This is a genomic window from Streptomyces sp. NPDC126503, from assembly GCF_040302405.1.
Classification (GTDB): Bacteria; Actinomycetota; Actinomycetes; order Streptomycetales; family Streptomycetaceae; genus Streptomyces; species Streptomyces gulbargensis.
Map to the genome: position 1 here is coordinate 218490 of NZ_JBEORS010000005.1, position 25323 is coordinate 243812.

The following is a 25323-nucleotide window of genomic DNA, read 5'->3' on the forward strand; positions in this document are numbered from 1 at the left end:
GGGCGCCCGGTGTCCGGCAGGCCCCCTGGCGCCGCCGGATCGCCGCTCAGCGCTCGGTGATCTCGCCGTCGCTCAGTTCGAGCACCCGGTCCGCGAGGCCGAGCAGCTGGGTGTCGTGGGTGGCGACGAGGGCGGTGCAGCCCTCGCTGCGGACCACGGCGCGGAGCAGTTCCATGACGCCGAGGCCGGTCTCGGCGTCGAGCTGGCCGGTCGGTTCGTCGGCGATGAGGAGGGCGGGGCGGTTGGCGAGGGCGCGGGCGATGGCGACGCGCTGCTGCTGGCCGCCGGAGAGTTCGCCGGGGCGCTGGCCTGCGTGGCCGGCGAGGCCGACCAGCGCGAGGAGGAGGGCGACGCGCTCGTCCCGTTCCCTGGGCGCGGCGCGGCGCAGGCGCAGCGGTACGCCGACGTTCTCGGCCGCGGAGAGGATCGGCAGGAGGCCGAAGGACTGGAAGACGAAGCCGATCCGGTCCCGGCGCAGTTCCAGGAGGGCGTCCTCACGGAGGCCGGCCAGGTCGGTGCCGTCGATGAGGACGCGGCCGCCGTCGGCGGTGTCGAGACCGCCGACCAGGTTGAGGAGGGTGGTCTTGCCGGAGCCGGAGCGGCCCTTGAGCGCCACGAGCTCGCCGCGGGCGATGTCGAAGGAGACGCCGCGCAGGGCGTGGACGGCGGCGTCGCCCGTGCCGTAGGAGCGGCGCAGGTTCTCGACGCGGACCATGGGCGGCGGCCCGGCCGGCTCCCCCGCGACGGCCGTCGCGGACCGCGTGCTGCTCTCACTCACCGGCTGCTCCCCCTCCTCGGACACTGCGGCCGCCAGTATGGTGCGGCGGCGCCGGGCAGGGCCAGAGCGGGGCCCGCGCGGCCCCTTCTCCAGCACGGGGCGCCACGGGTCGCGCGGCGGTACGGGACGCGGGGCGGGCCCGGGAACAGCCGTGGGCCGCCTCCCCCGCGGCGTGTGCGCGTCGGGAAGCGGCCCGGCGATGATGTGGGCCCGGTCGAGCCGGGCCCGTGCGTCAGCGGACCTCGGAGATCTCCGGGCCGCGCTGGAGCTGGCCCATGCCGCCGGAGAAGCGGGACCCCTCCTGCTCCTCCTGCTGCACGGCGTCCGGCACCATCTGGGCGTCGTTGGGCAGCTTCAGGACGATCGGGTCGCGGGGCGCCATCGGGCCGTCGCCGCGGACGACCACGGTGTCGCGGACGATCTGCTCCAGGAGACCGGCGGCCTCCGGCTGCACCGCGCCCTGGCCGGAGATCACTCCGCGCAGGAACCAGCGGGGGCCGTCGACACCGACGAAGCGGACGAGCTGCACTCCTCGGTTGCCGTCGGGCAGCTGGACGGGGACCTGCGCGCGCAGCTCCCAGCCGAGCGGACCCTCGACCTCCTCGATCGCACCGCCCTGCTGGACGATGCCGTTGGCGATCTCCTCACGGACCTCGCCCCAGATGCCTTCCTTCTTCGGGGCGGCGAAGGCCTGCAGCTGTACGGCGCTGTCGCGCAGCACGACCGTGGCCGCGACGATCGCGTCGCCCGCGACCTCCACCCGCAGCTCCATGCCCTCGACACCGGGCACGAAGATTCCGCCGAGGTCCACGCGGCCCTCCTCGGGCCTGGCGACCTCGGAGATGTCCCAGGGACCGTCGGGCCGGGGCGCCGGCGGCAGGTTCACCCTGCGGGGCGCCTCGGCGCCCGCCGTGTCCTCGCCGTCCACCGCGTCGACGACCTGCTCGGCCTCGCCCGCCGCGTCGGCAGCGGCACCGCTTTTCTTGCGACGTCCGAACACGTCACTGTCCTTCCCGGTCGGATACGACCGAAGCGTATCGATTCCCACCCGTTGTGCCGTCCACGGCGGCATGACCGCCGGTGGACCCGAAGCCCCCCTCGGCCCGCGCGGAGCCGGGCAGTTCCGCCACCTCGTGGAAGCGGACCCGCTCGACCTGCTGGACGACCAGCTGGGCGATCCGGTCGAACCGCTCGAACCGGACGCTCTCGCGCGGGTCCAGGTTGACCACGATCACCTTGATCTCTCCACGGTACCCGGCATCCACCGTCCCCGGGGCATTCACGAGCGCGACGCCGCAGCGGGCGGCGAGTCCGGAGCGGGGGTGCACGAAGGCGGCGTACCCGTCCGGCAGTGCGAGGGAAACCCCGGTGGGCAGGACGGCGCGTTCGCCGGGGGCGAGGACGGCGGCCTCGGTCGTCACGAGGTCGGCGCCGGCGTCGCCGGGGTGGCCGTAGGCGGGGATCGGGACGTCCGGGTCCACACGGCGGATGAGGACGTCGACAGGGTTGCGCATCAGGGGTTCACCTCGAAGGCGCGGGCGCGCCGGACCTGGTCGGGGTCGGACATGGCGGCCCGGATCTCCTCCGGGCGGCCGTTGTCGATGAAGTGGTCGACCTTGACCTCGATGAAGAGGGCGTCGGCGCGGACGGCGACGGGGCCGTCGGGCCCGCCGATCCGGCCGGTGGCGGTCGAGTAGATCTTGCGGCCGTGGACGGCGGTGACCTCGGCGTCCAGGTGGAGCACGGTGCCGACGGGTACGGGCCGGACGAAGTCGGTCTCCAGGCGGCCGGTCACCGCGATGACCCGCAGCAGCCAGTTCAGGGAGCCGAGGGTCTCGTCGAGCGCGGTGGCGAGGACGCCGCCGTGCGCGAGGCCGGGGGCGCCCTGGTGGTCGGCGGTCACGGTGAACTCGGCGGTGACGGTCACGCCCTCCCCTGCCCGGGCGTCCAGGTGCAGGCCGTGGGGCTGTCCGCCGCCGCACCCGAAGCAGTGCGCGTAGTGCGAGCCGAGCGGCTCGCCGGGGGCCGGCGCGTCGGCGTGGCGTACCGGCGCCACGGCGTCGGCCGGTGGGGTGAGGGCGGCAGATGTTGCGGTCACAGGCGCAGACCTTACCCGCGCCGCCGGGCGGGGGGCGCGCCGTGCCAAGCTTGGAGGCATGCAGCAGCCTTCCGTGCCGTCCCCGGCGTCCTCCTCCCCGTCCCCCGCGGCGCCGGTGCCGCCCGCCGCGCCGCGTTTCGACGAGCGGCTGACCGCGCCCCGCTCGTGGTGGGTGATCGCGGGCCTGCTGGGCCTCTCCGGGGGTCTGGTGATGTTCCCGCTGGGTACGGTGCCGACGCTGGGCGGTGTGATCGCCGCGGCGGTGCTGGCCGGTGTGGCGGTCTCCTCGTACGGCTCCGCTCGGATCCGGGTGGTGGCCGGTTCGCTGGTGGCGGGCGACGCCCGGATCCCGGTCTCCGCACTGGGGGCGGCCGAGGTACTGGACGTGGAGGAGGCGCGCGCCTGGCGCACGCACAAGGCCGACCCGCGCGCCTTCATGCTGATGCGCAGCTACGTGCCCCGGGCGGTGCGGGTCGAGGTGACGGACCCGGCGGATCCGACGCCGTACCTCTACCTGTCGAGCCGTGAGCCGGAGGCGCTGGCCGCCGCCCTGGACGCGGTGCGCGCCGAAGGCTGAGCCGCCGCGCGCCGCCGCACGGGTCCCGGTACGGCTCCGGTGGCGCGGGCCGGGTCCCGAAAGGCCGTCACCGGGAGGCGTGGCTCAGAAGCCGAGCTCCTTGGGGTTCTCGGGCTGGTCGAGCGCGGGCAGTTCTGGAAGGTCCTCCCAGGGCACCTGGCGGGCCCGCAGGTCCTTGCGGACGTGGGCGGCGAGCTTCTTGGTGTCGCGCCGGTTCATGACCGCTCCGACGGCCGCGCCCACCATGAACGGGGCGAGGTTGGGCAGATTGCGCACCATGCGCTTCATGATCTGCTGGCGCAGTTCGCGCTTGAGCTGTCCGCCGAGCGCGGCGTTGACGGTGGTGGGCTTGGTGGGATCGATGCCCCGCTCCTCCGCCCAGGCGGTCAGATAGGCGACCGAGCGCTGGGTGAGGCGGCCGGGGGGCCGCAGTCCGTACACCTCGTGCAGCTCGGCGATGAGTTTGAGTTCCACGGCGGCGACGCCGGTGATCTCGGCGGCGAGCTCGGCCGGCATGGCCGGGGGCACGGGCAGCATGGCGGCGGCGCCGACGCCCGCGCCGACGGTGGAGCTCGCGTTGGCGGCGCCCGCGACGAGCTTGTCGGCGATCTCCTCGGGGCCGAGCCCCGGGAACTGCCGGCGCAGGGTCGTGAGGTCGCGGACGGGAATTCGCGGGGCGAGGTCGATCAGCCGGTCGGCCAGGAGGCCGACGCCGGCCTTCGCGCTCTCGCCGCCTCGTTTCACGCCGTGCCTCACGCTCTCGGTGACACCGCGCCGGACGGCGCCGATCCGCGACGATTCGATCCTGAGCCTGTCGAGGCGCGTGCGCGCCGGGTCGGCCGGGTGTCCGGCCTCGGCGTCCGGTCGTCCGTCGCGCGCGACGGCGGCCGGTGCGCCCGGGGTCCGGGTGTCCCGCTCCGCCGGCAGCGGTGCGGTGTCCGGCCCCGGCGCCTCGGCGACCGCTTCAGGCGAGGCCGAGGGGCCTCGCCCGTCGTCGGGTGCGCCGGGGGAGGGCAGGGGGGCGGCACGCTCGGCTTCGGAGGCCTCGTGGGCTTCCTCCGCCGGGCCCGGGCCGCCCTTGTACGTCTTCGGCCTGCCGGGGAGCCGTAGACGCCGCTTCCTGGACGGTGTGTCGCCTGCCACGGTCGAGCGTTCTCAGTCGCAGTCGCGGCAGATGGGCTGACCGTTCTTCTCCCGCGCCAGCTGGCTGCGGTGGTGCACGAGGAAGCAGCTCATGCAGGTGAACTCGTCGGCCTGCTTGGGCAGGACCCGGACGGCCAGCTCCTCGTTCGAGAGGTCGGCGCCCGGCAGCTCCAGGCCCTCGGCGGCCTCGAACTCGTCGACGTCGACGGTCGAGGTCGACTTGTCGTTCCGGCGGGCCTTCAGTTCTTCAAGGCTGTCCGAGTCGACGTCGTCGTCGGTCTTGCGTGGGGTGTCGTAATCCGTTGCCATGTCGCTCTCCCCCTCTGGGTGGTTGCGGTGTCTCCAGCGCACGTAACGCGTGAGAGGTCGGACTTGTGCCCGACCTGAGGCGGAGATTTTGCCTCACATCAAGGTCTGTTACTCAATCGACACCCATCCCGCCCTCTCACGAGTGAGGGGCTTGGGGTGGCGAACCGGACCGTACACGGTCCCCGGGGTGCCGCTCGCACGCGCCACCCCGTGTACTTCCCGTCATCCGAAGCCCGGGAAACCCGGATTTTTCCCGGTTTTCCGGTGGAATCGGCGATCACGGAGCGTGTGACTCCCGGGACCCTGTCCTGTGATCGATCACACATGCGCGTCTCAGGATCAGGGCTCCGGAATTCCGCGCAAAGCGAACGGAACCGGTCGCGCGCACTGTGTCACATCGGGAGGGTGACGCGCATCACGAGGCCGCCGCCCTCACGGGGCTCCGCGATGATACGGCCGCCGTGGGCGCGGGCCACGGACCGCGCGATCGACAGGCCGAGACCGACGCCCTTGTCGCTGCCGGTGCGCTCCTGACGGAGCCGCCGGAAGGGTTCGAAGAGGTTGTCGATCTCATAGGCGGGGACCACGGGGCCCGTGTTCGAGACGACGAGGACCGCCTGACCGTGGGCCGTCTCGGTGGTGACCTCGACCCAGCCGCCCTCCGGCACGTTGTACCGCACGGCGTTCTGGAGCAGGTTCAGGGCGATCCGCTCGAGCAGGACGCCGTTGCCCTGGACGACGGCCGGGGCGCGTTCGCCGCGGATCTCGACCCCCTTCGCGACGGCCTCGGCGTGCGTCTGGTCGATCGCGCGGGAGGCGACCTCGGCGAGGTCGACGGCCTTGCGGTCGATGATCTGGTTGTCGCTCCGGGCGAGCAGCAGCAGGCCCTCCACGAGCTGCTCGCTGCGCTCGTTGGTGGCGAGGAGGGTCTTGCCGAGCTGCTGGAGGGCCAGGGGGGCCTCCGGGTCGGAGACGTGGATCTCCAGGAGCGTGCGGTTGATGGCGAGCGGCGTACGGAGTTCGTGCGAGGCGTTGGCGACGAACCGCTGCTGGGCGGTGAAGGCCCGCTCCAGGCGCTCCAGCATCTCGTCGAAGGTGTCGGCCAGCTCCTTCAGCTCGTCGTCGGGGCCGTCCAGCTCGATCCGCCGGGCCAGGTCGGAACCGGCCACCTGGCGGGCGGTCCGGGTGATCCGGCCGAGCGGGGAGAGGACCCGCCCGGCCATGGCGTACCCGAAGGCGAAGGCGATGATGCTCAGGCCGAGGAGGGCGAAGAGGGAGCGGCGCAGCAGGTCGTCCAGGGCCAGGTCGGTCTGGTGGCGCAGGCAGATGGAGACGGCGTCGTTGAACTGGTCGCCGGTGCCCTTGTCGGGCAGCACGCACCAGGAGGTGGTGGGCTGCACCTCGCCCTTGACGATTTTGAAGGGGAGCTGGGCCGCGCTGTCGCTCAGCGCCTGGGCGGTGAAGAGGTAGATGATCGACAGCAGGAGGATGCCGGCGATCAGGAACATGCCGCCGTAGAGCAGCGTGAGCCGTATGCGGATGGTCGGGCGCAGCAGGGGGCGGACGGGGTCCCGGGGGTCCCAGGTCGGCTTGGGCGGCGCCTGGGGGTGGGGCGCGGGGGTGGTTCCCATGGGGGTCAGATCCGGTAGCCGGAGCCGGGGACGGTGACGATCACGGGAGGCTCGCCCAGCTTGCGGCGCAGGGTCATGACCGTGACCCGGACGACGTTGGTGAACGGGTCGGTGTTCTCGTCCCAGGCCTTCTCCAGGAGCTGCTCGGCGGAGACCACGGCGCCCTCGCTGCGCATGAGGACCTCCAGGACGGCGAACTCCTTGGGCGCCAGCTGGACCTCACGGCCGTCGCGGAAGACCTCGCGGCGGTTGGGGTCGAGCTTGATGCCGGCGCGCTCCAGGACGGGCGGGAGCGGCACGGTGGTGCGCCGGCCGAGGGCGCGGACGCGGGCGGTCAGCTCGGTGAAGGCGAAGGGCTTGGGAAGGTAGTCGTCGGCGCCCAGCTCCAGGCCTTCGACGCGGTCGCTGACGTCGCCGGAGGCGGTGAGCATCAGCACGCGGGTCGGCATGCCGAGCTCGACGATCTTGCGGCAGACGTCGTCGCCGTGGACGAGGGGCAGGTCGCGGTCGAGGACGACGACGTCGTAGTCGTTGACGCCGATGCGCTCCAGGGCGGCCGCGCCGTCGTACACGACGTCGACGGCCATGGCCTCCCGGCGCAGTCCGGTGGCCACCGCATCGGCGAGCAGCTGCTCGTCCTCGACGACGAGTACGCGCACGTCGTGATCCTTCCTTCGGGTCCTGGTCCGAGGCGGGGACCAGGGGGTGGTTCAGAACGGTCCCCCGCGGGGGCCCGGGCACTGACTGTGCGTGTCCATCCTGCCCCGTTCGCGCGTAAACCGGCTGTAAGGCGGGGTGCGGGGACGGGGAGGGGGCCGGGGCGGCGGGACCCCCGGGTGCGGGCCGGCCGGGCGGCGGCGGCCGCAGGGCGGGGATCCGGTGAACGGGCGGTGGCGGTCCGGGGGGCGCCCGGTGGCCGCGAAGAATTCGCCTGATTCGCGGGCCAGTTGAGGTTTCCCTGAGGAAAGGGCTGGGGAGGAGGTGTGCACACCCCGCGATCACAGCTGAAGGTGGCACGTCGTCCGCCACTCTCTGTCCCCCAGAGCTCACAGCGTGTGATCCGACCCCACCGGCACACCCCCGTGCCACCGGACCCATGACGAGGGGGCGCACGATGGACGCTTTCACCGCAGGACTGCTGCACCGGATCAGGACCACGCAGTCGGACCTCACGCGAGCCCGTGAGACGGGCGACGACTTCCTCGCGGACGTCGAGCAGGCGGAGCTGGACGACCTGCACCGCCTGGCCGCCGAGCACGGCGTGGAGGTCGCCCCGGGCGTCTGACGCCCACGGACCCGAGCGAGGGCCCCGGAAGCCGCCACCGGCTCCGGGGCCCTCGTGCGTCCGCCTCCGAGCCCCGAAAGGCGGACACACGGCTCCGCGCCTTCCGCGCGGACGGCTCCCGGCCCGCTCAGTCGTGCCAGGCTCCGTGCTCCTCCAGCAGCTCCTGGAGAGGGCCGAAGAGGCCCGGAGGGGCCGCCACGACCAGGTCTCCGGACTCGGGCTCGCCCGGCCGGCCGCCGGTCAGGGCGCCGGCCTCGCGGGCGATCAGGGCGCCCGCCGCGAGGTCCCAGGGGTTCAGCCCGCGCTCGTAGTACGCGTCGACGCGGCCGGCGGCGACGTCGCAGAGGTCGATCGCCGCCGAGCCGCCGCGCCGGATGTCGCGGACGCGCGGGATCACGTGCCGGACGACCTCGGCCTGGCGGGCGCGGCGCTCCGGGAGGTACCCGAAGCCGGTGGCGACGAGGGCCTGGCCGAGTTCGGGCGCGGGGCGGACGGCGAGGGGCCGCTCGCCGCAGCGGGCGCCGCCGCCCAGTACCGCGTGGTACGTCTCCCCGCGCATCGGCGCCTCGACGACGCCGACGACGGTCTCGCCGTCCCGCTCGGCGGCGATGGAGACGCACCAGGAGGGCAGTCCGTAGAGGTAGTTCACGGTGCCGTCGAGCGGGTCGATCACCCAGCGGACGCCGCTGGTGCCGGCGTTGGTGGCGCCCTCCTCGCCGAGGAGGCCGTCCTGCGGCCGGTGCTCGGCGAGGAAGGCGGTGATCAGCTTCTCGGCGGCGATGTCCATCTCGGTGACGACATCGACGGAGCTGGTCTTGGTCCGGGCGACGGCCAGATCGGCCGGCCGGCCGTCGCGCAGCAGCGCGCCGGCCCTGCGCGCGGCCTCCAGGGCCAGCTCGTGCAGTTCGGTGAGCAGGGGGTCGGTCACGTGCTGGCTCCTCAGGCGTAGGGACTGTCGGCGCCGGCCGCGGCCGGCCGCTCCGCCCGGGCCGGGCAGCAGCCGACGGGGCACAGGTCGTGGGAGGCGCCGAGGGCGCCGAGGGCGCAGCGCTCCACGCGGAGGCCGCGCTCGGTCGCGGCGCGCTCCAGGAGGAGGTCGCGGACGGCGGCGGCGAAGCGGGGGTCGGCTCCGACGGTGGCCGAGCGGCGGACCGGCAGGCCGAGCTCCTTCGCCTTGGCGGTGGCCTCGGTGTCGAGGTCGTACAGGACCTCCATGTGGTCGGAGACGAAGCCGATCGGGACCATGACGGCGGCGGGCGCCCCGGCGGCGTGCAGCTCCTCCAGGTGGTCGCAGATGTCGGGTTCCAGCCACGGGATGTGGGGGGCGCCGCTGCGGGACTGGTAGACGAGCCGCCAGGGGTGCGAGACGCCGGTCTCCGCGCGGACGGCGTCGACGACGAGGCGGGCGACGTCGAGGTGCTGCTTCACATAGGCCCCGCCGTCGCCGTGCTCGGTGACCGGGCCGGAGGTGTCGGCGGCGGAGTCGGGGATGGAGTGGGTGGTGAAGGCGAGGTGGGCCCCGGCCCGTACGGACCCGTCCAGCTCGGCGAGGGAGGCGAGGACGCCTTCGACCACGGGGCGGACGAAGCCGGGGTGGTTGAAGTAGTGCCGCAGCTTGTCGACCCGGGGCAGCGGAAGCCCCTCCGCCTCCAGGGTGGCCAGCGCGTCGGCGAGGTTCTCGCGGTACTGGCGGCAGCCGGAGTAGGAGGCGTACGCGCTGGTGGTGAGGACGGCGATGCGGCGGTGGCCGTCGATGACCATCTCGCGGAGGGTGTCGGTGAGGTACGGCGCCCAGTTGCGGTTCCCCCAGTGGACCGGCAGGTCGAGCCCGGCCTGCGCGAAGTCCGCCCGCAGCGCGTCGAGCAGCGCTCGGTTCTGGTCGTTGATCGGGCTGACGCCGCCGAAGAGGAAGTAGTGCTGCCCCACCTCCTTGAGCCGTTCCTTGGGGATGCCGCGGCCGCGGGTCACGTTCTCCAGGAACGGGACCACGTCGTCCGGGCCCTCGGGGCCGCCGAACGAGAGCAGGAGCAGGGCGTCGTACGGGGCGGGATCGTGCTGATCGGACATGGCACCGATCCTCCCACCCGCCACCGACACCCGGTGGTGCGGCCCGCCCCGACCGGTCGCGCGCCGCCCCCCGGCCCCGCGGGCCCGGCCGGGGGGAACGGGGATGCCGCATCGAGTTCAACACCGTAGGCTTTAGCTGTTAATTACACGTGTCGACCCGTCGCGCCGCCCCGCGCCGGAGCACGAGGATCCGGAGCCCCCTTTGCCCAGTCCCTACCGCGCCATCTTCTCGGCGCCCGGCACCGCGTCGTTCTCGGTGGCCGGTTTCTTCGGCCGGATGCCGCTGTCCATGATGGGCATCGGCATCGTGACCATGATTTCCCAGGTCACGGGCCGGTACGGGCTCGCGGGCGCCCTGTCGGCGACCCTCGCGATGTCCGCGGCCGTCCTCGGCCCCCAGGTGTCCCGGCTGGTCGACCGGTACGGCCAGCGCCGGGTGCTGCGGCCCGTCACGCTGATCTCGCTCGCCGCCGCCACCGGCCTCCTCCTCTGCGTCCAGCAGCAGGCCCCCGACTGGACCCTCTTCGCCTTCACCGCCGTCATCGGCTGCGTGCCCAGCGTCGGGGCGATGACGCGGGCCCGGTGGGCGGAGATCTACCGCGGTGACGGGCGCAGCCTCCACACGGCGTACTCCTGGGAGTCGATCGCCGACGAGGTCTGCTTCATCTTCGGGCCGATCGTCTCCATCGGTCTGTCCACCGCCTGGTTCCCCGAGGCGGGACCTCTCTTCGCCGCCGTCTTCCTCGCGGTGGGCGTCTTCTGGCTGACCGCGCAGCGCGCCACCGAGCCGAGCCCGCACCCCCACCGGGACGACCGGGGCGGTTCGGCGCTCCGCTCCCCCGGGCTCCAGGTCCTGGCCCTGGCCTTCGTCGCGACCGGCGCCATCTTCGGCTCGGTCGACGTGGTGACCGTCGCCTTCGCCGAGGAGCAGGGCCACAAGGCCGCCGCCAGCCTGGTGCTCGCCGTCTACGCGCTGGGCTCCTGCCTGGCCGGCGCCGTCTTCGGACTGCTCCACCTCAAGGGCGAGCCGTCCCGCCGGTGGCTGCTGGGCATCTGCGCGATGGCCGTGAGTATGATCCCCCTCCTACTGGCCGGGAACCTGCCGTTGCTGGCCGTGGCGCTCTTTGTCGCGGGCCTGTCCATCGCACCGACGATGGTGACCACGATGGCCCTCGTCGAAGCGCACGTACCGCGCACCAAGCTGACCGAGGGCATGACCTGGACGGGTACCGGGCTCGCGATCGGCGTGGCGCTCGGCTCCTCGGCCGCCGGCTGGGTGGTCGACGCGTCGGGGGCGGAGGCGGGGTACGTGGTGCCCGTCGTCTCGGGCGCGCTCGCGGTCGTGGTGGGTCTCCTCGGACACCGCCGGCTCAGCAGGCCGGCGCCGAACCGGGAGGGGCAGCGTGAGCGGGACGACGACAGCGGGACGGACGGGGCCGACGGGGGCGCGGAGGCCCGGGACGGCGAACGCCCCGTGGCGTAACTGGGCGGGGAACGTCTCCGCCCGCCCGGTGCGGGAGGAGAGCCCGGCCACGGCCGAGGAGCTGGCCGAGGTGGTGCGCCGGGCCGCCGAGGACGGGCTGCGGGTGAAGACGGTCGGCACCGGCCACTCCTTCACCGCCATCGCGGCCACCGACGGGGTCCTGGTCCGGCCCGACCTGCTCACCGGCATCCGGCGCGTCGACCGCGAGTCGATGACCGTGACGGTCGAGTCCGGCACCCCGCTCAAGCGGCTCAACGTGGCCCTGGCCCGCGAGGGCCTGTCGCTCACGAACATGGGCGACATCATGGAGCAGACCGTCGCCGGCGCCGTCTCCACCGGCACCCACGGCACGGGCCGCGACTCCGCCTCGATCGCCGCGCAGATCCGCGGGCTCGAGCTCGTCACGGCCGACGGCCGGCTGCTCACGTGCTCGGAGAAGGAGAATCCCGAGATCTTCGCCGCCGCCCGGATCGGGCTCGGCGCGCTCGGCGTGATCACCGCGATCACCTTCGCCGTGGAGCCGGTCTTCCTGCTCACCGCGCGCGAGGAACCGATGAGCTTCGACCGGGTCACCGCGGAGTTCGACGCCCTGTACGCGGAGAACGAGCACTTCGAGTTCTACTGGTTCCCCCATACCGACAACTGCAACACCAAGCGCAACAACCGCAGCGCCGGTCCCGCGGCTCCGCTCGGCAGGGTCGGCGGCTGGATCGAGGACGAGCTGCTCTCCAACGGGGTCTTCCAGCTCGCCTGCTCCCTCGGCAGGGCGGTGCCGCCGGTGATCCCCGCGCTCGCCAGGGTCTCCAGCCGGGCGCTGTCGGCCCGGACGTACACCGACATCCCGTACAAGGTCTTCACCTCGCCGCGCCGGGTGCGCTTCCTGGAGATGGAGTACGCGCTCCCGCGCGAGGCGGCCGTCCCGGCGCTGCGCGAGCTGAAGTCGATGATCGAGCGGTCGCCGCTCAAGGTGAGCTTCCCCGTCGAGGTGCGCACGGCTCCGGCGGACGACATCGCCCTCTCGACGGCCTCGGGCCGCGAGACCGTCTACATCGCGGTGCACCTGTACAAGGGAACGCCCCACCGCGGGTACTTCACCGCGGTGGAGCGCCTCATGACGGCCCACGGGGGGCGCCCCCACTGGGGCAAGATCCACACCTGTGACGCCGCCTATCTGTCCGGGGTGTACCCGCGCTTCGCCGAGTTCACGGCGCTGCGCGACCGGCTCGACCCGGACCGCCGCTTCGGCAACGACCACCTGCGCCGGGTGCTCGGCGACTGAACCGTCACCCGGTCGCCCCGGGCGCGGTCCGCGGCGGGAGCGTCCGCCCCGGCGCCTCGGGGACGGGGGCCTCGGTCGGGGCCGCCGGCGCGGTCGGCTCCGCGGGGCCTGTCGGGGCCGTGGTCGGCGCCGGGCCGGTCGGCTCGGGGTCAGGGGCCGGGTCCGTACCGGTGGAACCGGTCGGGCCGGTGGTGCCGCCCGGGGTCGGTTCCGGCGCGGGTGACGCCGGCCCCGTGCCCGTCCCGGGGGTGGAGGTGCCCCGGCCGTCCGGGGCGGAGGGGGCGCCCCCGGACGGGGTGGCGCCGCCGTCCGGCCGGCCGTCGCCGTCACCGTCCCGGGCCGGTTCCGAGGAGGTGGGGGCCGGGGTCCCGTCGCGGTCGGAGGTGCCCGGGCCGGTGTCCCCGCCGCCCCGGACGACGGAACCGAAGGTGGTCCGTCCCTTCGTCCCGCCGAAGTCCTCGCCGGAGACGAGTTCGTACGCCGTGATGCCGCCCATCGTGACGCCGAAGACCAGGGCCGCGGCGAGGGCCGGACGCTTCCAGCCCCGCATCCGGGTGCCGTGGGTGGTCGCCCGGCCGAACGTGCCGTCGGCGGGCAGGCCGCCGGGCGCGACGGCGCCGGGCACCAGGGCGCGCGCGTCGGCCCGTTCCGGCTCCGCCGGGCGCCGACCGAGCTGACGGGGCTTCGGCTTCACGGCGGCCGTCGCGTCGCGCACCTGTTCGCCCGTGCGTTTGAGCAGGTGCTGGAAGACCGGTCCACCGCAGGTGGCGATGACGCTGATCACGCCGGCCCCGACGATCGTGCCGTACACCCCGAGGGTGGAGGCGAGTTTGGCCGCGATGACGGCGGCGAGGGCGCTGCCCGACACCTGAGCCACACTCAGGTCGATCCTGGCCCGGCCACCCCGCTCACCGTCCTGTCCGGTTCCCCACGCCTCCCGGCCTCCGCCCCGCTCGTCCGGCTCCCCCGTTCCGCCCCTCTCGTCGGTCTCCTCCGGCTCTCCCACCGCGGCCCTCGGCCTGTGATCCATCTCCGACCTCTGCTTGCTCATCTGTTCCACCATGCACCCAGAAGGGACAAATGGGCGAAGCGATTAGTTCCGTTTCTGGTGGTTCTGTGAACAGGGACACGCGGTCCGGGACATCACGGACACTCAACTCGCGCGGGACCCGAGAAGTTGGGCGGCGCGCCGGTCCACCCAGGTGGCCCGAATGGAGTACATTGACGATCCCTGGGTACGGACGCTCTCACGGGTGCCCGGAATCACGGGGAGGGGGCCGAACCCGGCACTCGAAACCGGCGGCGCCGCGGCACCGCACGGAAGCCCGCTGCACAGCGTGACCGCCAGTCACTCCGCGTAGCGATCCGGTAACCGTGCCATAACGGCGTTCCAGGGTCCACGCCCGACACGCCGGGCAACTCGGCAAGGTAGTGGCAGGCTGCACCCGGGCAGGCCACACTCGACTAGCGGAAGCAGCGACGCACGTGACGTCGGCAGGCACCACCCGGGAGGTCCCCATGCCCGAACTGCGTGTCGTGGCCGTCTCCAACGACGGCACACGACTGGTGCTGAAGGCTGCTGACAGCACGGAGTACACGCTTCCGATCGATGAGCGGCTGCGTGCCGCCGTACGCAACGACCGCGCGCGCCTGGGCCAGATCGAGATCGAGGTGGAGAGCCACCTCCGCCCCCGCGACATCCAGGCGCGGATACGTGCCGGTGCCTCCGCGGAGGAGGTCGCCCAGCTCGCGGGCATCCCCGTCGACCGCGTTCGCCGCTTCGAGGGACCCGTGCTCGCGGAGCGCGCCTTCATGGCCGAGCGGGCCCGCAAGACCCCCGTCCGCAGGCCGGGCGAGAACAGCGGTCCGCAACTCGGCGAGGCCGTGCAGGAGCGGCTGCTGCTGCGCGGTGCCGAGAAGGACACCGTGCAGTGGGACTCGTGGCGCCGGGACGACGGCACCTGGGAGGTGCTGCTCGTCTACCGGGTCGCCGGTGAGGTCCACACCGCCAGCTGGACCTACGACCCGCCGCGCCGGCTCGTCCAGGCCGTGGACGACGAGGCGCGCGCGCTGATCGGCGAGACCGACGACACCCTCGCCGCCGCGCCGGAGCCGAGCTTCCCCTTCGTGCCCCGCATCGCCCGGCTGCCCCGGGACAGGCCGCTGGATCGCGCCCTGGACCGGCAGATGGAGCGGCCGGTGCCGGTCGCCGCCGAGCCGGAGGAGGAGCGGGACTCTCTCACGAGCCTCCTCGAGGCCGTACCGAGCTTCCGGGGCGACATGGTCGTGCCCGAACCGCCGGAGACGGAGCCCTCCGAGGAGGTGGAGGCGGAGGAGCCCCCGGCCCCCGCGGCCTCGGCCGGGGCGGGGTCGGCGTACGCCGACGTCCTCATGCCGCGGGCCGTCTCGGGTCACCGCGACCGGCTGCACGGCGCCACCGACCGCCAGGCCGAGGCGGACGGCGTCCGTCCGGGCCGCCGCGCGGCGGTCCCCAGCTGGGACGAGATCGTCTTCGGCACCCGCCGCAAGAAACAGGACTGACCGTCCCCGGGGGCCCGTGCCGAGACCCGGCACGGGCCCCCGGTGCTGCCCGGTCCCGAGTGAACGAGTGCGTCGGCGCCCGTCCGGGCCGGCCCGAGGGACCTCGCGGGCGTCGGTTCCGGCCCTCGGCCACGCCGTACGCCCGCTCCCGCTCCCGTGCCGAGGCGCCACCGCGGGTGACATGCCCGGAGCGGGCGCCGTACGCACGGCCGCCGGCCGTACGACAGCGGCGGCCCTGGCGACCGGGCGCCGCATGGCTACCGCGGCCGATCCTCTGCCCCGGACCGTCCGCTTCCCGCCCGCGAGGGCCTCGCCACGGGCGGCGGGCCGGGTCGGCGTCGTACGCCCGAGGACCTGGCCTCATGGCCACCGGACGCCGCACGGTCACAGAGCGGGTGTCTCGCCCCGGGCGGCGGGCCGGGTCGTCCTACTGCGGGTCCGGGCCCGTGGCCACCGGGCGGTCCGGGTCGGAGGACCATTCCGACCAGGAGCCCGCGTAGAGCGCCGCCGGGATGCCCGCGATCTCCAGGGCGAGGACCTCGTGGGCGCCGGAGACGCCGGAGCCGCAGTAGACGCCGACGGGGGTGCTCCGCCCCGCCGCGCCCAGGGCGGTGAACCGGGCCCGCAGGGCGTCCGGGGGCAGGAAGCGGCCGTCCCCGGACACGTTCTCGGTCGTCGGGGCGGACACCGCGCCGGGGATGTGGCCGCCGACCCGGTCGATCGGCTCCACGTCGCCGCGGTACCGCTCCGCCGCCCGGGCGTCCAGGAGCAGCCCCGAGCGGGCCAGCGCCGCCGCCTCGTCCGCGTCGAGCAGGCCGAGCGCGCCCGGCTTCGGCCGGAAGTCGCCCGGCTCCGGGGCCGGGGTCTCGCGGGACAGCTCACCCGTCCAGGCGGCGAGCCCGCCGTCCAGGACGCGCACGTCCGGGTGACCCGCCCAGCGGAGCAGCCACCAGGCGCGGGCCGCGCCCCAGCCGAGCCCGCCGTCGTAGACGACGACGGGCCGCCCCGCCGACACGCCCGCGCGCCGCATCGCGACTCCGAAGGCCTCCACGTCGGGCAGCGGGTGGCGGCCGCCGGTGCCGGGCGGGCCCGCGAGGTCGGCGTCCAGGTCGACGTAGACCGCGCCGGGGAGGTGACCGGCCTCGTACTCCGGCCGTCCGGGCGGGCCGCCGAGCGTCCACCGGACGTCGAGCAGCACCGGGGGACGCGCGCCGGCCGACTCGCTGAGGAGTTCGCTTGCGGAGATGATGGGTGTCATGGGTGCCATCCTCGCGCAGCGGGGCCGCTGCGGAGGAGGAACCCGGCGTCCTTCCCACCGGACCTGCCGCCGGTTCGCGCCGGCGGCGCGGGCGGGGCGCGCCGCGCGCCGTCCGGTGCGGCCACCGGCACGGAGTACGGCCACGACCAGGTCCGAGGAGAGAGTGACGATGACCGAGGCCACGCGGCGCCCACCCGGTACACCCTGTTGGGTGAGCCTGATGGTGCACGGGCTTGACTCCACGCTCGAGTTCTACCGCGCGCTGTTCGCATGGGAGTTCGTCCCCGGGCCGCAACAGCTCGGTCCGTACGTCCGTGCCCTCCTCGACGGCAAGGAGGTGGCCGGCGTCGGGCAGCTGCCCCCCGACCGGCACCTGCCGATCGCCTGGACCACCTATCTGGCCACCGACGACGCCGACGACACGGCCGAGGCCATCCGCGCCTGCGGCGGCACGGTCGCCGTGGGGCCGCTGGACGCGGCCGAGGCGGGCCGGCTCGTCATCTGCTCGGACCCGGCCGGCGCCGTCTTCGGCGTGTGGCAGGCGGAGGCGCACCACGGCACGGCGGCGGCCGGCCCGCCGGGGACCCCCGTCTGGAACGAGCTGCTCACCTACGAGACCTCCTCGGTCGGCAAGTTCTACCGGTCGGTCTTCGGGTACGAGGTCGAGCCGGCCGGCGCCGCCGACTTCGACTACGCGACGCTCCACCTGGCCGGCCGGCCGGTCGCCTCCCTGCACGGCGTCGGCAACGCGCTGCCCCGCGACCGGGGCGCGCACTGGATGACGTACTTCGAGGTGGCCGACACCGACGAGGCCGCGCGGCTGGTCACGGAGCTGGGCGGGCACGTGCTCCGGCCGCCGCGGGACGGCACGGCGGGCCGGCTCACCCTGGTGACCGACCCCGAGGGCGCGGTCTTCACCCTCGTGAAGTCGGCCGGCGGGAACTGAGACACCGGGTCCGCCTGCCGCCGGGCGGACGCCCGCTCCCCCGTCAGCCGCGCCGGGAGCGGACGAGGCCGCGCCGCCGGGACGGCTCCGGGGCCTGTTGTGCGGCCGTCGGGGCCGGGCTCCCGCCGGGCAGGCCGAGCTGCGTCAGCCGTACGGCGTCGAAGTGGGGGGCGATGCCGGGGTCGGCGTGGTGCTCGGCCAGGTACCGCTCGGCCTCGGCCCGCAGTCCCGGATGGCTCTTGGGCCGCATGCAGTAGCCGACGGCGCGGACGAGCGGCGCCAGGGAGTCCGGCGCGCGGCCGGGCACAGCGGGCTCCTGCGGCCCCTCCAGGTCGGCGAGGAGCCGGTCGACGAGGGTGAGCGGGACGCGGTTGCTGTTCTCGTACGGGGTGAGGCGCTGGAGCAGCTCGGCGGTGCCCACCCGGGCGACGGGGATCCCGTGGTACACGGCGGCGGTGAGCAGCGCGGTGGAGAAGCAGCCCACGACGAGCCGGGGCCGGCAGCGCGCGAAGAAGGTTTCGGCGAGCAGCGGCCCGCCGAGCACGGTGAGCCGGATCCCGGCCTCCTCGGCCGCCTCGTGGAGGACCTGGGAGTAGCGGACGGGTGCGCTCGGGTGGGGTTTGAAGACCACCGAGCGGTGGCCCGCCGCGGCGGCGCCCCGCAGCATCCGGACGTGGAGGGCCTCTTCCTCCTCCACGGTGAGGAGGGACAGCGCGGCGAGGTACTGGCCGAGCAGCAGGGCGGTGGGCGCGGCGGCCGCGGCGCGCTCGATCTCCGGGTCGCCGTCCGCCTCGCGCGCGATCTCGGCGAGGACGGCTCGGAAGGCCTCGTCCGGGACCAGTTCCGAGCCGACGCCGTACTCGGTGAGGAGCAGCGGGCGCAGGCCCGGGACCAGGTCGAGGTGGAGGACCCGCCGGACGCGGCAGGCGACGGACTGGGCGAGGTCGTTGCGGGTCGGGCCGTAGCTCATCAGTCCGTCGGCGTAGACGTGGACGGAGCTCTCGGGGAAGGTTCCGGCGAGCGCCTTGGCCGGGTTGACCTGGATGGACTCGACGATCAGTTCGACCGGCGCGCTGCCGAGGTCCCAGGCGGTGCGCAGGACGCGCTGCCAGAGCGGTGCCTCCTCGGGCCGGGGGGCCCAGGTGGCGGGGTGGTACGGGTGGATGGTCTCGTTCCAGTCGAGGGTGCCGTCGAAGCGGGCGGCGATCCGCTCGTACCCGGTCATGTCCTCCAGGCGCAGCGCGGTCTCGGGGATCTCGGCGTTGCGGGAGATCAGCAGGAGGCGGCGGGCGTCCTCGCGCGGGCCGAACTGTCCGGCGTCGAGGGCGGCCGCGACGGTGGCCGCCCCGTACAGGGTGGACACCTGGAAGATCTGGACCCGGCGCGGGTCCGCGGTGGGGTCGGGGGCCATGGGTCAGGAGGTCCTTCCGGTGTCGCGCAGGCTCCGGAGGAGGGTGCTGCGCGGGGTGTCCATGGTGGCGAGGGTCTCGTCGAGGACCTGCTGGGGCATGCGGTGCAGGGCGTCCGCGACGTCGGCGCGCAGCCGCCGGGCGACCTCGGGTTCGTACCGGCCGGCCTTGTTCACGTGGAAGGCGATCATGGCGCAGTAGGTGCGGACGGCTTTCGGCAGGAAGCGGTCGGCGTCCCGGTCCCGGGAGACCTCGTCGAGCAGGAGGTCGTAGGAGGGGATGAAGTCCAGCTGGCGGTTGTCGGTGATCTGGGTGAGGGAGGTGGTGACGCCGCGCCGGTAGAAGACGCCGTGCAGGGAAAGCGCCGCGAACGTGCGGGCGGTGAGGTGGAGCCGCCAGATCCAGAGGCGGTCCTCGGCCGTGCGCAGGGAGGTCTCGAAACGTGAGGCGCCGTCCCGGAAGAGTGATCCCCGGTAGATCCCGAAGGGGACGAAGGGATAATCCACCATCGTCACCATGCTGGCCGGGGAAATGCCGTCCCGGGGGTCCATGACGGTGTCGCGGACTTTGGCCGGAGCATATTTCACGTGCCTTTTGCGGCCTTCCGCGAGGACGTGGTCGGTCCGGGCGAAATCGCAGCCGAGCCGGTCCATCCCGGCCACGGCGGCGGCGAGGTGGCCGGGGGCGTACCAGTCGTCGCCGTCGAGGAAGGTGAGGTATTCGCCGCGCGCCGCGTCGATTCCGGTGTTGCGGGCCTGGGCGACGCCGAGGTTCGTCTCGTGCCGGATGACCGTGGCGTTCGGGAGGCGGTCGCGCCAGCGGTCGAGGATTTCCGGGGTCTCGTCCGTCGAGCAGTCGTCGACCAGCAGGAACTCGAATTCCGGGTCCGCGTTGCGGGCGAGACCGCGCAGGGTGTCGGGGGCGTAGGCCCCGACATTGTGGAAGGGGACGACGACGGACAGTTTTGGCACGCGGATTCCCCACACTGAAATCGAACAATCAAACGCCGGTACGGCGGGCAGAGTAATCGGGCCGTTTTCCCGGGGAGCGATCCCCGCGTGCACTGCGGGTGAACTCTTGTCGTCCCCGGCGGAAACCGGACCCCGGGGTCACCTCCGCCGGGCCCGGGCGTGCAGGACGGCGGTCACCGCGAGGGCGAGCAGGGCCGCCGCGCCGACCGCTGCGCCGAGGCGGAGGCCCGGGGGCCGGAAGGAACAGGTGACCGTGGTCGCCCGGCCGTCGAGCGGGACGGCGACGAGGCCGCGGTAGCCGCGGGCGGGTGCGGGCGCGGCGTCACCGGTGGCGCAGTGCCAGCCGGAGACGCGGGGGGCGGCGAGCACGGCGATGCCGGTACTGCCCGGCTTGAGCTCGGCGGTGACGGTGTGTCCGGTCGCGCGCACCTGCGTGGCGCCGGTGGCGGTCAGCTGCCGTACGGCGGCGTCCAGACGCTCCCGGACCAGGCAGCCGACCGCCTGCGCGGGCAGCCGCACCCTCTCGCCCGTCCTCGTGTCGGCCCTGGCCTTCGGGTCGGGGCGCAGGGTGATCCGTACGGCGCCGGAGGCCGGGACCGTGCCGAGGGCCCGCATCGGGGCGCGGACGGCGGGCGGCCGGCCGTCGAAGTCCACGGCCCCCCGCCCGGGGGCGAGGGTGGCCGTGCCGTGGAACTCGGGGGCCCAGAACCAGACGTCGGAGCCGGCCGGGCAGCGGGCCGTGAGGGTGCCACCGGTGCGCCGGACCGCCGGCAGCTCGTACACCCGGGCCCCGAGGAGCAGTTCCTGGTTGCGGAAGGCGGAATCGCCGGGGTCCGCGGTGGACGGGTGGGGCGCGGGGCGGACCGTGACCAGCGGGGGCACCGGGGTCGTGGTCGCGGTGATCGTGGCCGTGGGCGGCCGGTCCTGCCGGAGCGGGCCGGCGGGTCGTGAACGCATCCGGGTGCCGATGGAGAAGAGGGCGTCGGTCACCGGGTTGTCGAGCGTGACCGGGTGCCGGCCCTTCGCGTAGAAACCGAAGCCCAGGCCGGAGAGGGTGGAGGAGGTGGTGGCGGCGGTGAGGCTGCTGTAGACGTCGGCGCCCTGCCCGCCGACGAGGAGGGTGTCGTTGCCGCCGGGCACCTCGCCCGGGTCGGTGCGGTACCGGGGCCAGACGTCCGCTCGGGCCACCTCGGCGGCCATCTCCCGGTGCCACGGGCCGAGCGGCGGGGCCCAGGAGACCTCGCTCCGCTGCTGCTCCTCGATCCGTTTGCCGGTCGCGGCGGTCTCGCCGGCCTGGGCGGCGAGGAGCAGCAGCACGGCCAGGGCGGGCAGCAGGCGGGCGGCGCCGGACGGGGTGCGCGGTACGGCCTCGGGCCGGGCTCCCGCTCCGGCCCGGGTCTCGCGCCGCCGGCCGGCGAGGAGGGCGAGGAGCGTGGCGCCGAGTGTCAGGAGCAGGGTCGCGGCGAGGACGGGGAAGGTCCACCGGTCGATGTCGGCACTCCCCCGGCCCGCCCACGCCAGGGCGCCGAACAGCGCGCCGCCCGCGAGGAGCGCCACCGGACGGGGCACGCCCCCGGCCACGGACAGCCAGGCCGCGATGACCAGCAGGCCGCAGAGGACGAAGGTCTGGCGGTACGGGATGCCGTTGGGCGAGGCCCCCGCGTGCCAGAGCAGATGGGTGGGCTCCCACTGGAGGGAGAGGGTGACGAGGAGGACGGCCGCCGTCCATCCGGCGCGGACGCGCGGGGCGACGGCCCGCTGGAAGGGCAGGGTCAGGGCGAGGAGGAGGGTCGGCGTGCCGACGAACAGGGCGGGGGTCGCCACGCTCGCGGTGGCCGGCAGGAACCGGGCGAACAGGTCGGTCCAGGCGGCGGGCGCGAAGGTGGTCGCCGGGGTGGGGTCGGCGCCCTTCGTCGCGAGGAAGACGACCGTGACCAGGGGCGCGGCCAGCCCGATGCCGATCAGGACGCTCCGGGCCGCCCGCAGCGGTCCGGCGAGCCGCTCCCGGACGGCGGGACCGTCCGGGTCGGTGGTGAGGAGACGGGCGGCGAGGACGACGGCGGCGCCGACGGTGGCCATGTAGGCGGTGTAGAAGTTGGCGATCCACGCGAGGGCGACGACGAGCGGACCGAGGACGGGCCGGCGCCCGGTCCTGGCCCACTCCCCCACGAGGCAGAGCAGCGGGAAGGCGATGAGGCCGTCGAGCCACATCGGCACCGAGGCGCCGTAGTTGAAGGTCCAGCCGGAGAGGGCGTAGGCGGTGCCGAGCAGGGCGGCGACCGGCCAGGGGCCCGGGCGCAGGCGCGGGAGCAGCGCGGCGGCCGCGGCGCCGGCGGCCATGATCTTGAGGGCGGTGACGACGTAGAGAGCGGTCTCGATCCGGTCCGCCGGGAAGAGGACGACGAGCAGGTCGAAAGGGCTGCTCAGGTAGGTGCCGATGTCGCCGAGGAAGTTGGAGCCGAAGCCGGAGTTCCAGTTGAGGAAGGCGTCGCCGTGGCTCTCCCCGAGGAGCACCTTCCGCCAGTAGGCGTGGTACGGCAGGTACTGCTGGCCCAGGTCGACGATGTTCCTGGTGACCGGCCCGAACGGGGCGGTGCGGGAGAGGGCGGTGGCGAGGCAGAACAGCACACCGCTCAGCAGGGCGGCGGCCACGGGGCCCCGCAGCGGGCCGCTCGTCCGGCCCGGGGCCGTCACCGCGCCGCGCGCCGCGTCCTCCCGCACCCCGCCCGGCTCACCGTCGTCGTCCTCGTCGGGCACGGTCGGGGCGGCGGAACGCACACGTCCTCCAGGGGTCGCACGGCGCGGATGACGCCCGGAGGCGGATCGTCACGGGCCGACGGCCATTACCGCCGAGGCGGGCGACCCGCAACCGAGCGACGGGCCGTCTTCCGGTGACCCCCGGGTGAACTCCCGGTGCGGGTGCGGGCCTCGGGCCGTCAGGAGGGGGTGACGGGGAGGACGTCCGGGGAGAGGGCTCCCGCGCGGGCCGAGGCGCTGGTCATGCGGCGGCGGTGGTGGCGGCGGCAGAGCACCTCGTAACCGACCTCCTCGGCCGGGCGGTTGACGTCGCCGACGACGACCTGTTCGCCCTCCACGACCATCTCGCCACCGACGGTGCGGGCGTTGTGGGTGGCACGGGCGCCGCACCAGCACAGGGCCTCGACCTGGAGCTGCTCGATGCGGTCCGCCAGCTCGATCAGCCGCTGCGAACCGGGGAACAGCTTGGTCCGGAAGTCGGTGGTGATGCCGAAGGCGAAGACGTCGAGCCCGAGGTCGTCCACGATCCGGGCGAGCTGGTCGATCTGCTCGGGGGCGAGGAACTGCGCCTCGTCCACGATCACGTAGTCGGCCTTGCCGCCCTTGGAGAGTTCACCGACCAGGTAGGCGTAGAGGTCCATGCCCCGGCCCGCCTCGACGGCCTCCGTCACCAGGCCGAGCCGCGAGGACAGCTTGCCCTCGCCGGCCCGGTCGTCCCGGGTGAAGATCACACCCTGCAGTCCGCGGGCCGACCGGTTGTGGCCGATCTGGAGAGCCAGTGTGCTCTTTCCGCAGTCCATCGTTCCGGAGAAGAACACCAGCTCGGGCATGACGGGTCGGGACCTTTCAGGTCGTGGGGGTCGGGTGGGGGTACGGGACGGAAGTGCTCAGGAACGGACTTCGAGGAGCGGGACGAACTGCTCGGCGGGGGTCATCGAACCGTGCATGCCGACCATCGCCGACTCGTGGGGCTCGCTGACCGAGGCGGTGATCGCCACGTCGTCCCGCGCCGCGGCGGCGACCACGTCACCGATGCGGCCGCGGACGCGCTCGTCGACCTCGTCACCGAACCAGCCGAGGGCGATCGCCTCGTCCCGGCTCGCCACCCAGAACTGCTCGCCGAGGACCTCACGCCAGCAGGTGAGGACGTCCGCCTCGGCGCCGGGCACGGCGTAGACGTGGCGGGCGCGGCCCTCGCCCCCGAGGAGGGCGACACCGGCGCTGAGCTCCCAGTCCTCGTCGAAGTCGACGCGGTGGTCGTCCCCCTCGGGGATGTCCACCATGCCGTGGTCGGCGGTGACGTAGAGGGCGGAGCGCGGCGGCAGCTGCTCGGCCAGCCGCTGGACCAGCCGGTCCACGAACATCAGCTGGCCGCGCCAGGCGTCGGAGTCGATGCCGAAGCGGTGTCCGGCGCCGTCGAGCTCGCTGTAGTAGGTGTACACGAGGGAGCGGTCGCCGCCCGCCAGCTGCTCGGCAGCGCGGTCCATGCGGTCCTCGCCCGAGAGCTGCCCGTGAAACGTTCCGCCGCTCAGCGCGATCTTGGTGAGCGGGGTGTCGGAGAAGATGGGCGAGGAGACCTGGGCGGTGTGCACGCCCGCCTCGTGGGCGAGCCGGAAGATCGTGGGGTACGGCTGCCAGACGTGCGGCGCGGTCCACGGCTTCCAGCGGAGCTGGTTCATCAGCTCGCCGCTCTCGGGGTTGCGGACGGTGTAGCCGGCCAGCCCGTGCGTGCCGGGGTAGCGGCCGGTGCCGACGGAGGCCAGCGAGGCCGCGGTGGTGGCGGGGAACCCGGCGGTGACCGGGCGGCCGGTGCCGCCGCGCGAGGAGCCGAGGAGCGAGGTGAGGTACGGGGCCTCGTCCGGGTGGGCCCTGAGCTGCTCCCAGCCGAGCCCGTCGATCAGGAAGACACAGTTCCGGTCGGCCGGGGACAGCTCCTGGATGCGGTGCGTGAAACCGGACACGCCCTGGCCGGCGACGAGCGTGGGCAGCAGGTCGCCGAGGGACCCGGAGGTGTACTCCGGTACGGGCGCGGTCTCCGGCGCGAGCGGGACCGGGTCGTCGGGCCAGCCGTGGGACGGGGCCGTGGGCTGCACCATCAGCGGGCGGCCACGGTGGCTTCGGACAGCGCCTGGGCGAAGGCGAGCGTCTGCCGGACGGTGTCCGGGCCGTCGCCGGCGTCGCTCACCCGCAGGCTGAGGTCGTCGGCGGTGGAGTTGCCGGTGTAGCCGTGGTCGGCGTCGCAGTTGGGGTCGCCGCAGGCGGCGGGCTCCAGGTCGATGCGGGAGACGGCTCCCCAGCCGATGGTGAGGACCACCTCGCGGGGCAGGGTGCCGGGGGTGTACGACTCCGGGTTGGCGACGACCCGGCTGACCACGACCGACGAGATCCGGTCGAGCTTCACGGACTCGGTGGAGGTCGTGGCGTAGGGGGTCGGGGAGCTGTTGTCGGCGGCCTGCTCGTCGGTGTGGCTGACGATGAAGCGGCTCGGCGTCAGGACGAGGACGGTGACGTGCCGCCGGACCTCGTTGGAGTCGAAGGTGGTCTCCTGGTGGACCACGTACGACGCGACGGCCTCGCCGCCGACGGCGGCCTCCACCGCCTCGGCCACGAGGGCCGGGTAATAGCCGCTGCGCTCGATCGCCGCGCGCAGCCCCTGAGTCGTCGTACCGGTCTTCGCCATGGACTCCATCCTAATCCGTGGGCAGGGGCCTCTCGCCCGGTTGCGGGGGCGGTGGGGCCGTTCGCGCGGGCGGAGGCTGTGACATCCGACTCCCCTCGCGGCGCGGTGGCC

The 25323-nt window shown here is 74.1% G+C and carries 24 protein-coding genes; 6 read left to right on the forward strand and 18 right to left on the reverse strand.

Features of this window, described 5'->3' with window-relative positions:
- Positions 1 to 46: 46 nt before the first annotated feature.
- From ABTY40_RS09505 to ABTY40_RS09520, 4 genes are all read right to left on the reverse strand, one after another.
- Complete coding sequence (locus ABTY40_RS09505; protein WP_352058983.1) at positions 47 to 778, reverse strand: ABC transporter ATP-binding protein; 732 nt, start codon at positions 776 to 778, stop codon at positions 47 to 49.
- Between the two features lie 232 nt (positions 779 to 1010).
- Positions 1011 to 1778 carry a DUF3710 domain-containing protein gene (locus tag ABTY40_RS09510; RefSeq protein ID WP_352058984.1) on the reverse strand — a complete coding sequence of 256 codons (768 nt, stop codon included), beginning with the start codon at positions 1776 to 1778 and terminating at the stop codon, positions 1011 to 1013.
- A gap of 1 nt (position 1779) precedes the next feature.
- Complete coding sequence (gene dut, locus ABTY40_RS09515; protein ID WP_309057207.1) at positions 1780 to 2292, reverse strand: dUTP diphosphatase; 513 nt, start codon at positions 2290 to 2292, stop codon at positions 1780 to 1782.
- Positions 2292 to 2876 carry a PaaI family thioesterase gene (locus ABTY40_RS09520; protein ID WP_309054681.1) on the reverse strand — a complete coding sequence of 195 codons (585 nt, stop codon included), beginning with the start codon at positions 2874 to 2876 and terminating at the stop codon, positions 2292 to 2294. The genes dut and ABTY40_RS09520 overlap by 1 nt, the downstream gene beginning before the upstream one ends.
- 58 nt (positions 2877 to 2934) lie before the next feature.
- Between ABTY40_RS09520 and ABTY40_RS09525 the strand changes: the two genes are divergently transcribed.
- Positions 2935 to 3453 (forward strand): DUF3093 domain-containing protein, encoded by a 519-nt coding sequence (locus ABTY40_RS09525; protein WP_352058985.1) that lies wholly within the window; start codon positions 2935 to 2937, stop codon positions 3451 to 3453.
- Positions 3454 to 3537: 84 nt separating this feature from the next.
- Here ABTY40_RS09525 and ABTY40_RS09530 read toward each other — a convergent pair whose 3' ends face one another.
- From ABTY40_RS09530 to ABTY40_RS09545, 4 genes are all read right to left on the reverse strand, one after another.
- Positions 3538 to 4596 carry a hypothetical protein gene (locus ABTY40_RS09530; RefSeq protein ID WP_352058986.1) on the reverse strand — a complete coding sequence of 353 codons (1059 nt, stop codon included), beginning with the start codon at positions 4594 to 4596 and terminating at the stop codon, positions 3538 to 3540.
- A gap of 12 nt (positions 4597 to 4608) precedes the next feature.
- Positions 4609 to 4905 (reverse strand): DUF4193 domain-containing protein, encoded by a 297-nt coding sequence (locus ABTY40_RS09535; RefSeq protein WP_003955561.1) that lies wholly within the window; start codon positions 4903 to 4905, stop codon positions 4609 to 4611.
- 392 nt (positions 4906 to 5297) lie between these two features.
- A complete protein-coding gene (locus ABTY40_RS09540) occupies positions 5298 to 6536 on the reverse strand; it encodes a sensor histidine kinase (protein WP_352058987.1) in 1239 nt (412 codons plus the stop codon).
- 5 nt (positions 6537 to 6541) lie between these two features.
- Entirely contained in the window at positions 6542 to 7195 is a 654-nt protein-coding gene (locus ABTY40_RS09545) for a response regulator transcription factor (protein WP_345284337.1), read from the reverse strand.
- Positions 7196 to 7650: 455 nt separating this feature from the next.
- Between ABTY40_RS09545 and ABTY40_RS09550 the strand changes: the two genes are divergently transcribed.
- Positions 7651 to 7821 carry a hypothetical protein gene (locus tag ABTY40_RS09550; protein ID WP_309055153.1) on the forward strand — a complete coding sequence of 57 codons (171 nt, stop codon included), beginning with the start codon at positions 7651 to 7653 and terminating at the stop codon, positions 7819 to 7821.
- Between the two features lie 127 nt (positions 7822 to 7948).
- Here the strand turns inward: ABTY40_RS09550 and ABTY40_RS09555 are convergent, their stop codons facing one another.
- Both ABTY40_RS09555 and ABTY40_RS09560 read right to left on the reverse strand, forming a co-directional pair.
- Entirely contained in the window at positions 7949 to 8749 is an 801-nt protein-coding gene (locus ABTY40_RS09555; RefSeq protein WP_352058988.1) for an inositol monophosphatase family protein, read from the reverse strand.
- Between the two features lie 11 nt (positions 8750 to 8760).
- Positions 8761 to 9888, reverse strand: a complete 1128-nt coding sequence (locus ABTY40_RS09560) for a ferrochelatase (RefSeq protein ID WP_352058989.1) — start codon at positions 9886 to 9888, stop codon at positions 8761 to 8763.
- A gap of 202 nt (positions 9889 to 10090) precedes the next feature.
- On the opposite strand from ABTY40_RS09560, the gene ABTY40_RS09565 reads away from it, so the two are divergent.
- Both ABTY40_RS09565 and ABTY40_RS09570 read left to right on the forward strand, forming a co-directional pair.
- Positions 10091 to 11371 carry an MFS transporter gene (locus ABTY40_RS09565; RefSeq protein WP_352058990.1) on the forward strand — a complete coding sequence of 427 codons (1281 nt, stop codon included), beginning with the start codon at positions 10091 to 10093 and terminating at the stop codon, positions 11369 to 11371.
- Positions 11372 to 11399: 28 nt separating this feature from the next.
- Complete coding sequence (locus ABTY40_RS09570) at positions 11400 to 12650, forward strand: D-arabinono-1,4-lactone oxidase (RefSeq protein ID WP_352058991.1); 1251 nt, start codon at positions 11400 to 11402, stop codon at positions 12648 to 12650.
- Positions 12651 to 12654: 4 nt separating this feature from the next.
- On the opposite strand, the gene ABTY40_RS09575 is transcribed toward ABTY40_RS09570, so the two are convergent.
- Positions 12655 to 13527, reverse strand: coding sequence for a hypothetical protein (locus ABTY40_RS09575; protein ID WP_352058992.1), 873 nt, complete (start codon positions 13525 to 13527; stop codon positions 12655 to 12657).
- Between the two features lie 641 nt (positions 13528 to 14168).
- On the opposite strand from ABTY40_RS09575, the gene sepH reads away from it, so the two are divergent.
- Entirely contained in the window at positions 14169 to 15191 is a 1023-nt protein-coding gene (sepH, locus tag ABTY40_RS09580) for a septation protein SepH (protein ID WP_352058993.1), read from the forward strand.
- A 427-nt stretch (positions 15192 to 15618) separates the two neighbouring features.
- Here the strand turns inward: sepH and ABTY40_RS09585 are convergent, their stop codons facing one another.
- A complete protein-coding gene (locus ABTY40_RS09585) occupies positions 15619 to 16449 on the reverse strand; it encodes a sulfurtransferase (protein WP_352058994.1) in 831 nt (276 codons plus the stop codon).
- Positions 16450 to 16618: 169 nt separating this feature from the next.
- Here ABTY40_RS09585 and ABTY40_RS09590 point away from each other — a divergent pair, with 169 nt between their 5' ends.
- Positions 16619 to 17395 carry a VOC family protein gene (locus ABTY40_RS09590; protein ID WP_352058995.1) on the forward strand — a complete coding sequence of 259 codons (777 nt, stop codon included), beginning with the start codon at positions 16619 to 16621 and terminating at the stop codon, positions 17393 to 17395.
- A gap of 43 nt (positions 17396 to 17438) precedes the next feature.
- Here the strand turns inward: ABTY40_RS09590 and ABTY40_RS09595 are convergent, their stop codons facing one another.
- The 6 genes from ABTY40_RS09595 to ABTY40_RS09620 form a co-directional block, all read right to left on the reverse strand.
- Positions 17439 to 18806 carry a polysialyltransferase family glycosyltransferase gene (locus ABTY40_RS09595; protein ID WP_352058996.1) on the reverse strand — a complete coding sequence of 456 codons (1368 nt, stop codon included), beginning with the start codon at positions 18804 to 18806 and terminating at the stop codon, positions 17439 to 17441.
- A gap of 3 nt (positions 18807 to 18809) precedes the next feature.
- Positions 18810 to 19775, reverse strand: coding sequence for a glycosyltransferase family 2 protein (locus tag ABTY40_RS09600; RefSeq protein ID WP_352058997.1), 966 nt, complete (start codon positions 19773 to 19775; stop codon positions 18810 to 18812).
- A gap of 138 nt (positions 19776 to 19913) precedes the next feature.
- The gene (locus ABTY40_RS09605; RefSeq protein ID WP_352058998.1) at positions 19914 to 22553 is read right to left on the reverse strand and encodes a YfhO family protein; all 2640 of its coding nucleotides are present in this window, start codon (positions 22551 to 22553) and stop codon (positions 19914 to 19916) included.
- A gap of 158 nt (positions 22554 to 22711) precedes the next feature.
- Positions 22712 to 23362: a thymidine kinase gene (locus tag ABTY40_RS09610; RefSeq protein ID WP_345284302.1), complete on the reverse strand. Its 651-nt coding sequence runs from the start codon at positions 23360 to 23362 to the stop codon at positions 22712 to 22714.
- A gap of 57 nt (positions 23363 to 23419) precedes the next feature.
- Entirely contained in the window at positions 23420 to 24628 is a 1209-nt protein-coding gene (locus ABTY40_RS09615) for an alkaline phosphatase family protein (RefSeq protein ID WP_352058999.1), read from the reverse strand.
- Positions 24628 to 25212: a DUF5998 family protein gene (locus tag ABTY40_RS09620; RefSeq protein ID WP_309050901.1), complete on the reverse strand. Its 585-nt coding sequence runs from the start codon at positions 25210 to 25212 to the stop codon at positions 24628 to 24630. The genes ABTY40_RS09615 and ABTY40_RS09620 overlap by 1 nt, the downstream gene beginning before the upstream one ends.
- Between the last annotated feature and the right edge of the window lie 111 nt (positions 25213 to 25323).

Excerpts from the sequence above, each read along its gene's own strand:
- ABTY40_RS09540 (WP_352058987.1), bottom strand. The coding sequence starts at position 6,536 with ATGGGAACCACCCCCGCGCCCCACCCCCAGGCGCCGCCCAAGCCGACC.
- ABTY40_RS09595 (WP_352058996.1), bottom strand. The coding sequence starts at position 18,806 with ATGGCCCCCGACCCCACCGCGGACCCGCGCCGGGTCCAGATCTTCCAG.
- ABTY40_RS09550 (WP_309055153.1), top strand. The coding sequence starts at position 7,651 with ATGGACGCTTTCACCGCAGGACTGCTGCACCGGATCAGGACCACGCAG.
- dut (WP_309057207.1), bottom strand. The coding sequence starts at position 2,292 with ATGCGCAACCCTGTCGACGTCCTCATCCGCCGTGTGGACCCGGACGTC.
- ABTY40_RS09615 (WP_352058999.1), bottom strand. The coding sequence starts at position 24,628 with ATGGTGCAGCCCACGGCCCCGTCCCACGGCTGGCCCGACGACCCGGTC.
- ABTY40_RS09525 (WP_352058985.1), top strand. The coding sequence starts at position 2,935 with ATGCAGCAGCCTTCCGTGCCGTCCCCGGCGTCCTCCTCCCCGTCCCCC.
- ABTY40_RS09590 (WP_352058995.1), top strand. The coding sequence starts at position 16,619 with ATGACCGAGGCCACGCGGCGCCCACCCGGTACACCCTGTTGGGTGAGC.
- ABTY40_RS09535 (WP_003955561.1), bottom strand. The coding sequence starts at position 4,905 with ATGGCAACGGATTACGACACCCCACGCAAGACCGACGACGACGTCGAC.
- sepH (WP_352058993.1), top strand. The coding sequence starts at position 14,169 with ATGCCCGAACTGCGTGTCGTGGCCGTCTCCAACGACGGCACACGACTG.
- ABTY40_RS09610 (WP_345284302.1), bottom strand. The coding sequence starts at position 23,362 with ATGCCCGAGCTGGTGTTCTTCTCCGGAACGATGGACTGCGGAAAGAGC.
- ABTY40_RS09620 (WP_309050901.1), bottom strand. The coding sequence starts at position 25,212 with ATGGCGAAGACCGGTACGACGACTCAGGGGCTGCGCGCGGCGATCGAG.
- ABTY40_RS09585 (WP_352058994.1), bottom strand. The coding sequence starts at position 16,449 with ATGACACCCATCATCTCCGCAAGCGAACTCCTCAGCGAGTCGGCCGGC.
- ABTY40_RS09560 (WP_352058989.1), bottom strand. The coding sequence starts at position 9,888 with ATGTCCGATCAGCACGATCCCGCCCCGTACGACGCCCTGCTCCTGCTC.